This window comes from Photorhabdus aballayi (assembly GCF_026153155.1).
Taxonomy (GTDB): domain Bacteria; phylum Pseudomonadota; class Gammaproteobacteria; order Enterobacterales; family Enterobacteriaceae; genus Photorhabdus; species Photorhabdus luminescens.
On record NZ_JAPFCD010000014.1, the window covers coordinates 47,829 to 57,021 of the forward strand.

Consider the following 9,193-nt stretch of genomic DNA (forward strand, 5'->3'; position numbering starts at 1 on the left):
TATTTGAGTAAAAGTTCGTTTATGTACAATTACAGATATGGCTATATTCCTATTTCAATAACGGAATATATCAATTGCTGGTAAACGCACATGCGATTACCAGCATAAACAAAGGTCTTTTACTAAGGAAAATCAACTTATTCTCGCTATGCTTAGCGCACGTCCAATGTTAACCGAAGATATTCTAAATTTATGTTGACAACCGTAGTTATCAATGATTGTGATATCATGATATCCATCGCGATAACCGGTCGTCCATGAACATCCTGTTACATGGATCACCTCAGCAGCAAGCTGCGTGTCTGGAATAGTAACGGTATAAGCATGGCCCATAACACACCCTCCACCCATGTCATCCCTGGCATTTACATATGAGGTTCCTCGTTTAAATACTCTTGCTCTTGTCAAAAATCTATCGTCTTCTGGATTTTTACCAAGGTTATATACATTATTCACTGTCCTGTCATTCCCTTCCAAAATTCTCAAGTTATGCGGCAATGTCCAAGTATAAAGATTGATTGTTTGATGATGAGTATCGGATTTTGTCGGCTCTTCTGTTTCATCAAACAATATATTGGTGTTTTCATGCAATTTATCTGCATTAATTGCATAAGGAGCAATAGCTTTTAATAAAATCTTGCTGTCAAAAACTTCATCGCCAACCGACATATTCGTTGTTAGTGTACGTTTCCCATCCGTGTCTTCAAATGTCATTTTTGCCATTAGGTATTCTGTACTTGTTCTATTACTACTGACATAACGATAAATAATTTCAGGAACACTTTTCACGCTGTTCTGATAATTTTCATTTGTACAGCAATCTCCCGCATGATTCGTTACCGGCTCCTCAATAAAAATATCGGCGCTATAAACACCATTTAATAACCCAAAATTATATTTATCTTTCGCATCTGTCGTTGTCCAACTTGAAGGCATTTTTAATTGGTCATATATGAGGCTATCACTTAATGCCGCCACCTGAATCGATCTTTTTTCAGCCTCACTAAGCGCTAATTTTACCCAATCACCATTCCTATATTCTTGTTTAAGTACAGAGATTTTTACCATACATTGATGACGCCCATTAGCATAAAAATTGTCATCTGTTTTTTCAATGGTAAATGTTGTTATTCTCTTTTCCATAACACTCTCCATAATATTGTAAATTAAGCTGTAATAGAAATAATATCAAGTTCAAAGCCATAATATGGCCCCTGCAATTCAGAAATAATTCTGACGCGATAACGTTTTGATAATTCGTCTTCAACTGCCTTCAAGGCATTCATGATAAATTCACTGTACTTTCCTTGTGCAAAGAAGATAAATTGTGTGGTTGAAGGATTAATAGCGACATATTTACCAAGCGCATGGCGTAATGTTTTAATAAACAGCGTACTATCTTCATTTAATTCGAATAGCTTTTTATCTGTCGTCGTTCTATCCATATAATTACCTTCACCTAAAAGATAAATATTTATCTCACGATGGTCACGGCGCAGTAAAAACTGTTTATTGATATCCAAATCGAATACTCTGGGTTTAACCGTTTTATCAAGTAAATGATCTGGAATAACAAACTCAATCAAGAAACGACGCCCATTCACGATAATAGGCAAATGCTCTCGATCAGTCGAGAAACAGCACAAATTCCCAATCCATGAAGAACCTTCTGTTTCCGAATAACCTGAATATAAAGCAGCAACCTTACCTTGCTCTAGAATGTTCATTATAACCTCTTTAATATTAATGGTGAAAAAACAGAATTAAGTAAAACCTTAGATTACAGCTTTGATTTTACATAATCAGTGAGTTCATTTAATGTTAAAATAGAGTGATTTGAAAAAAGCTCAGCTTTAATACTAATACCATATACCTCCAATATAAAAACCTGAATTTCCACGTAGTCAAGGCTATCAAATTCAAGCGAAACAAAAGAAGATTCTGGTGTTATTTCTTCCTCTTCTATATCCTTCATCACTAATATTCTATCCTTTATCTTAGTAAAAATATTATTTTGTGTTGTCATTTCACTTTCCTTTTATTTCATCTTAGAGATAATTGAAGCCTTTGACACAAAAATAGGTTTTCTATCATATAAACATCGATAATAGAAAATACGAATATAGTCTTTAGGACCATTCTTAATTATTAATGGTGGATTTAATTCAATACAGATATCCGGTGCAGATGATAATAGTGTACTATTAACAACGGTTTTATTTATCTTAATTGCTTGCCCAGTATGCAAAGTAAAAGATTGGTTCAGATAATCTTGTAATTGGTTAAAATGGTAGTACTCAAAATTAAGAAAACTTGTCGAATTAATGATAAGATGAAAAGCAAACGCATCCAGGAACCACCCAATAGAAGTGACACTCGGGAAATAGTGCCTAAAGACCACATATTTTTCACAAACCTCTCTCCACGTTATCGTTAATTTTTGACAATTATCTTGAACGATCCAATCCTCAACTGATTTCATTGTATTTTCTACGCTGGTATTGCCGGACAACATGTTTTCTTTGCTAGGATTTTCCAATTTAAACGTTTTGTTTTTAGTATCAATCCTCAGTTGATGAGGTAATGCGGTATAAACATATTGACGGAACGACGCATCAATGTTCAATATTCCAGTTGTAAAATCCGAAGTTAATTGAGAAAACTGTTGCCGCACATAGAGCAAACTTAACATCCCCTGTACCGGATATTGCTGCATATTATGCAAGGACTTGCTTTTCGCCGGATAATGGATGGGATTAAAATCCCCAGAGAAATTCGACCAATGTTCAATATCTTCCATTGCAAAAATCAACATATCAGTTACCTTACCTTAGCAATAACCAACGCAGCGTTATGCCCGCCGAAACCTGCACTAATATTGAGTGTCACCTCTGGTTGAGCGGTGTAGCAATGTTGATTAGGCAAATAATTGAGATCGCAATCTGGATCGGCCCGATGTAAATTCAATGTTGCTGGCAAGCAATTTTCAGCTAATGCTTTCACACATACAATCGTTTCAAAACTACCGGCGGCGGCAATAAGGTGGCCGGTATAAGATTTTGTGCTTGATATAGGTACCTGATAAGCATATTGGCCCAGTGCTGCTTTAATTGCCTGAGTTTCATAAAGATCATTTAATGGTGTAGAGGTACCATGAGCATTAATGTAGTCAATATCTTCCGACGAAATCTGTGCCTGCTCAATGGCTTTAGTTATCGCTAATATTTTAGGTTCAATATCTTCTGTCGGCCGGGTTAAATTAGCGGCATCTGAATATTGAGCGTAACCTTTAATTTCCGCCAGAATCGTTGCACCACGCGCGACGGCTGAATCATAATCTTCCAGACAAACCACCGCCGCTCCTTCGGCCAATACAAATCCAGAACGATCAAGGCTAAATGGGCAACATGCGAGATTTGGGTCCGTTTGCTCTTTCGATAATGCATTTAGTACATCAATACTCCAAATATTACATTCCCGAGTAAGCGATTCAGCGGCTCCGGCAATCATACATTTTGCACGTCCTGAGCGAATAATTTCAAAGGCGTCGCCTATTGCCATTGTGCCCGTTGCACAGGCGGCCATAATGGTATTCTGATAACCACGTAGTCCATACATAATCGAACATGCCGCCGTCATGGAGCTTGGCATAGTAATAAGATTACTCATAGGATGAGCTAATTTAGCTTTATTATATTGACAGGCATAATCTCCAGCATTATCGATAGCTCCCCAACCACTGCCAATTATTACTCCACATTCGTATTTATCGTAATATTCAACAGGTGATATGTTCACGCCAAATGCTTGCGTAACAGCTTGAGAAGCCGCCTTCAACGCCGTTTTTCCGCAATCTGAAAGCGTATGAGTTAACTTTTTTGGTAATAATTGATAGCGCGATGGGTTTGGCGCAAGGAAAGAAAAGAAACGCGAATTAATGAATGAATCGGAAAATTCAATTCTGTGAAATTGATGTTGTTTCTCGATAATACTTTGCCAACATAATTCAACATCTTCACCAATCGGTGTGACCGCTCCCATACCTGTAATAACAACTCTTTGAGTTCTCTGCATATTGATTACCATTCATACATGGATTGAGAATGTCAATTTTTCTAGTTATAAAAGTAGGCTAATGAAGATATATCACCATAATCATAAATAAGTATTTTCAATATTTCTGGTTAATAGAATCGCTATTTGTGAATTATGTAAAACTAATTGATAGATTATTTCCCCCATGTAATAAAACCGATGATAAATGTCCATGAGAAAATAATTATTCACATCACATTCGGCTGTAATATCATGATAAATCCCAAAGGTTTATTTATCACTAACTTATTATTCTGTTTAATAAAGCATATCATTGTATAAAAATAAAATAAAAATAATAGCTTTAATTATTGCGCGATTTTTATTTCATAGCATATGAATTCAATTATTATATTAATAATTAAGAAGTAAAATCAAATAAAAGAAAATAATAAACATTTCATATTATTCTCGTGAATAAGTACATCAACAATGAATACATCAATATTGTCCTACCGCATATTCTCACGGCTAACTGATAGCATACAATGACGTACATTTTCCAATCATTTTCTGTATCAAAACATATACCCTGCCCCGTTGTCTGTAATATACTGACACAACTGGATGAATACACAGCATTGTGCATCTTCACCGTCCAGTTAATGTAATAAAACCGGAGGCAATATATGGCTGAAACAGGCAAGAATACAGGAGTGTTCAGTGGTAATAAAATCAGAGGCAAGCTCTGACTCAGTGACAAAGCAGCAGCTCGACGCCCTCACCACCGATAAGATTACGCAAAGTATCATTATCATTTCAGTCGGCACAGTTTTTTACCGACTACAAGAGGGTAAACACGGAGGCAGCGGCGTATTCTTTAACCGCGACGGAGGGCATACCCGGTACGGGTTAACGAACGGCACAGTTGGTAATTTATATCTTGCCAACTCGCCAAGAACATCGATGAAGGAGGTGTTTCAACGTCTGCCAGCCATAACAGACCGGGAATTGGATGGGTACCATATGGCTACATTAGTGACAGAGAAAGATTTACGCGTTGTAGACATTACCCGGCTTGCGCCGAAAATTCATATCACCGCCCATCAGCTAACCGGCACAGACTACCGGATCACACAGCAACTCGCGGAGAAGCTGTCACCGCACGCGGATGGGCTGGCTTATATGTCCAACGTCACACTGGAGCCCTGCATCGTGCTCTGGCATGACGATCCTTCGGGTAAAGACGTGATACGCACCGAGGAACTCAAGATGCTCAGGGAATTTGAGTATGAAGGAGAAATTGCCGAAGATATCTTGGTGAACGACTTGGATATCCCCGTAATATGACAAAAGGGGAACCGGTATGTGCCTGTTCCCCTTCTTTATTTATGCAGCATCTTGAGTGCCAAACAACTTGGCTAAACGAATTATCTGATGAAATTTATCATCCGAAACACCATCTCTCAGCAAATCAATAACAGTGAACTCTTGGCCTTCTGGTAAACGATGATCCAGTACATTACGTTTCTGTACGAAAAATCCGTACTGCATCACACCGCTAAAGTGATTGAGATGAAACAGAATCTCCGCCACCCCCCTGAGTACACCTTTTTCACCTTTGCTTTCATCATCGGTGAACTGAAAAGCCGGATAAATAAACTCACCATCGTATTCCAAGGCTAGTAATTTACCTGTGTCCTTTTTCTTTTTAACTGTTACTTTACTGACACCTAGCAAACTCGCTACCTCGGCCGAATTTAACACACCACCGTTCTCACGCACGTTGTCAAAAAAGCGCGCTCGGCTACGCACACGATTGAGTAACCTCTTCTTTTCCGGCGTCAATTCAGCAAGCGCCCGTGCCGGTATCGCCAAAAACAACATATTCATCAGAAACTGATTATCCGGCAACGCTAGCTGACGCTTAATGTTAGCCTTACCTTTACTGCGAATACCATCAGCCAGTTCCTTAATAATATTCTCAAGGCGATCAGCCGCTACATTAGCGTCGTCATACTCATCATGAGGTGCCGACACGTTATTATTAAGTCTGGTCTTCCTGTACAAAGTTTGCATAATGCACCTCAAGTTAACGATTAATAGCATAAAGAATATAACCACAATCGTTAACCAATGCAAATTTTATCCATCTGTGCCGTGTGCTATTTCTCCTCCTAGATTCTTTCCTTTATAAAACCTCAAGGCAAAAATTAGCAGGCGTAATAATACGAGTACGACCAAAACACCCACGCTGTAATAATCCAGCCCGACGATTTCCGGTTACAAGATAGTCTGCTTCACCAGCACATGCCATAGCGAGTAAAAACGCATCATCAGGATCATCCGTATCCTCTTTAATATATAGTTTCTCCAATACCAGAGCACGTTGTAAGTTGTTGATCATCGCCCCCACTTTAGCGGGTTGTAAGACAGTCTGGAATTTGGGATAACGACTTGCACGGCGAATTTCATCAAGCTGCAACCGTGAAGTCACCACTTCGAAACGTGCCGCACGCCAAGCACGGTAAATCGCATCTGGCGCACCATGTGGTGAGATCAAAGCACTAAATAGGATATTAGTATCAAGAACAACCTTCATTAGCGTTTACTTGCCCAATCTAGAGCCTCATCAACTATTGAAGCTAGCTCTATTTCACTAACATCAGTGTTAGCCACTTTAACTTGTTCTGCTGTCAGTTCTAAAATGTGTGACCGTACTGCCTCTTCTATAAAACGGGATAAGTCCCCTTTTTTTCCACCTCCTTGACTCGCCAGAAATATACGAAGAGATTGGTCAGTATCGGCAGAGACAGCAACGTTCCAACGAACACTATTCATAATATATTCTCCTTGCTTATGCGTTTATGTGCTTATGTGTTTATGCGCCAATTTTACATGAAACGCAAAATCTTACACACCCGCTCCGCTAATCTACAACACTTATGCTCACTTCTTACCTTGCCGTCGCGATGCACCTTGAAATCCATAGGGTATATGTAAATATTCATTAATACCCGGCAATAGCGGAAATCGTACTGTTGATAAATTGTGAATGCATTCACAAAACACGATTTTCAAAGTTAAAAACCAACTAATATCTGGAACAGATAATATAGTCATTAAATAAATTTTTTTAACCAAAAAATTAACAATGTTCGTATAAATTTTTATAAAAATAAGTCATTAAGGTTATTTTTATCACTCTTTAAATAGGGTAATTAGAAAAATAAAATTATCAATCACCGACATCTGGAATGAAATAATACATATTTAGCTATAATTAGCTTTGGCTCCACGTTTAGTCGAATGACTTACCCTAGATCCAATTTCAGGCGTTACAACTTGCAATATCAATCTGAAAAAATGCGTTATTATTGGAGAAATCATGATGAAAAAAACAATAAAAAACATATCTTTATTCACAGGAATTATGCTTGGAAGCTTGACATTATCTCATGCCGCAATTATTCCACCTGGTACACAACTGGCGACCAACCAGAATATTGTTCGTCATAATGGTTCAGAACCTGCTTCTCTTGACGTTCATAAAGTTGAAAGCGATGTTGAGTTTGATATTATAAACGACTTTTTTAGTGGATTAATTAGTATAGGGAATGATGGTAAGTTAACCCCTAATTTAGCGATTCGTTGGGAAACTAACGATAATAAAACCTGGGTGTTTCATCTAAGAGAAGGAATAAAATGGTCTGACGGCTCACCTATTACTGCGCATGATGTGGTTTTTAGTTGGCGACGTTTAATTGATCCCCAAATGGCGTCCCCGTATGGCAGTTATATTGAAAACATGTATATAGCAAATGCCAAAGATATTCTTATCGGCAAGAAAAAAACCGATGAATTAGGTGTAAAAGCATTGGATGATTTAACGGTAGAAGTAACATTAGAACAACCGCTATCCTATTTTTTAAATATGCTGGCACATCCAGTTATGGTGCCCATCAGCCAAAAAGCGGTTGAGAAGTATGGTGAAAAATGGACTCAACCGAATGTATTTGTCAGTAGCGGCCCATTCAAACTCGCTGAATGGATCGTCAATGAGAAGGTGATTGGCATCAGGAATCCGCAATATTGGGACAATGAACATACTGTGATTAATAAAGTCACCTATCTTAACGTAACATCAGAAACCGCAGTGGTGAACCGTTATTTGGCAGGAGAAATAGATATCACCAAACTTATTCCATCGGTTTTATTTAACTCGTTAAAAACCAAGTTAGGCAGCCAGGTCCATATTTCCCCTAAATTAGGTGTTTACTATTACGAATTTAACACCCAAAAAGCCCCTTTTAATGATATTAGAGTCAGGCAGGCATTAAATCTGGCTTTAGACAAAGACATCATAACAAATAAAGTCTTGGGGCAAGGCCAAAAACCAGCCTATAATAATACTCCGCCAAATACAGGAGGAATGAACTTAAAACAACCGGATTATGCATCATGGACGCTGGCAAAAAGAATTGAAAAAGCCCGGCAGTTATTGAATGAAGCGGGTTATAATAGAAATAACCCATTGAAACTTCATCTTCTTTACAATACATCAGAGGATCATAAAAGGATTGCTATTGCAGCCACCTCAATGTGGAAGAAAAATTTGGGCGTGGATGCTGTTTTACAAAATCAAGAATGGAAAACAATGTTAGACACCATGCATCAAGGTAATTTTGATTTAGTAAGACACGCATGGATAGCTGATTACGATAATCCTGCTTCGTTTTTAAATAATTTTGTCACCAATAGTTCTAATAATACATCATCATATCATAATGATGTTTATGATGATCTGATCAGTAAAGCCAAAGCAACAAATAACATAGAATATTTCCAGCAAGCACAAGATATTCTTACAAGAGATGTCCCGACAATTCCTATTTATTACTATGTTAGCGCCAGATTAATAAAACCTTATATTGGAGGATATTACATCAGCCCACTCGGTCTTATGTCATCGAAAGATCTTTATGTTATTAAGCACTAACAGGGGCATCTATACCCTATGGATTTCAAGATGCATCGCGACGGCAAGAGAGCGAATCCCCGGGAGCATAGCGAACTATGTGACCGGGGTGAGCGAATGCAACCAACAAAGAGGCAACTTGAAAGATAACGGGTATACAGAAAGAATCGACCTGAGCCC

The 9,193-nt window shown here is 38.1% G+C and carries 10 protein-coding genes; 2 read left to right on the plus strand and 8 right to left on the minus strand.

What is annotated here, in order from left to right; translation table 11 throughout:
• Positions 1–132: 132 nt before the first annotated feature.
• From OO184_RS09710 to OO184_RS09730, 5 genes are read right to left on the minus strand one after another with little or no spacing between them, the layout of a single operon-like run.
• Entirely contained in the window at positions 133–1,143 is a 1,011-nt protein-coding gene (locus tag OO184_RS09710; RefSeq protein WP_265379002.1) for a hypothetical protein, read from the minus strand.
• A gap of 23 nt (positions 1,144–1,166) precedes the next feature.
• Positions 1,167–1,727, minus strand: a complete 561-nt coding sequence (locus OO184_RS09715) for a hypothetical protein (protein WP_265379003.1) — start codon at positions 1,725–1,727, stop codon at positions 1,167–1,169.
• Positions 1,728–1,780: 53 nt separating this feature from the next.
• Positions 1,781–2,026 carry an acyl carrier protein gene (locus tag OO184_RS09720; protein ID WP_265379004.1) on the minus strand — a complete coding sequence of 82 codons (246 nt, stop codon included), beginning with the start codon at positions 2,024–2,026 and terminating at the stop codon, positions 1,781–1,783.
• A gap of 12 nt (positions 2,027–2,038) precedes the next feature.
• Positions 2,039–2,815, minus strand: coding sequence for a hypothetical protein (locus tag OO184_RS09725; RefSeq protein WP_265379005.1), 777 nt, complete (start codon positions 2,813–2,815; stop codon positions 2,039–2,041).
• 5 nt (positions 2,816–2,820) lie between these two features.
• Entirely contained in the window at positions 2,821–4,074 is a 1,254-nt protein-coding gene (locus tag OO184_RS09730; RefSeq protein ID WP_265379006.1) for a beta-ketoacyl-[acyl-carrier-protein] synthase family protein, read from the minus strand.
• A 684-nt stretch (positions 4,075–4,758) separates the two neighbouring features.
• Here OO184_RS09730 and OO184_RS09735 point away from each other — a divergent pair.
• Positions 4,759–5,385 (plus strand): RES family NAD+ phosphorylase, encoded by a 627-nt coding sequence (locus tag OO184_RS09735; protein WP_265379007.1) that lies wholly within the window; start codon positions 4,759–4,761, stop codon positions 5,383–5,385.
• A 39-nt stretch (positions 5,386–5,424) separates the two neighbouring features.
• Here the strand turns inward: OO184_RS09735 and OO184_RS09740 are convergent, their stop codons facing one another.
• The 3 genes from OO184_RS09740 to OO184_RS09750 form a co-directional block, all read right to left on the minus strand.
• The gene (locus OO184_RS09740; RefSeq protein WP_265379008.1) at positions 5,425–6,114 is read right to left on the minus strand and encodes a hypothetical protein; all 690 of its coding nucleotides are present in this window, start codon (positions 6,112–6,114) and stop codon (positions 5,425–5,427) included.
• Between the two features lie 112 nt (positions 6,115–6,226).
• Positions 6,227–6,637: a putative toxin-antitoxin system toxin component, PIN family gene (locus OO184_RS09745; protein ID WP_265379009.1), complete on the minus strand. Its 411-nt coding sequence runs from the start codon at positions 6,635–6,637 to the stop codon at positions 6,227–6,229.
• Positions 6,637–6,876, minus strand: coding sequence for a ribbon-helix-helix domain-containing protein (locus OO184_RS09750; RefSeq protein ID WP_265379010.1), 240 nt, complete (start codon positions 6,874–6,876; stop codon positions 6,637–6,639). Before OO184_RS09750 ends, OO184_RS09745 begins: the two co-directional genes overlap by 1 nt.
• Before the next feature lie 547 nt (positions 6,877–7,423).
• Between OO184_RS09750 and OO184_RS09755 the strand changes: the two genes are divergently transcribed.
• Positions 7,424–9,034, plus strand: coding sequence for an ABC transporter substrate-binding protein (locus tag OO184_RS09755; RefSeq protein ID WP_265379011.1), 1,611 nt, complete (start codon positions 7,424–7,426; stop codon positions 9,032–9,034).
• Positions 9,035–9,193 lie beyond the last annotated feature (159 nt).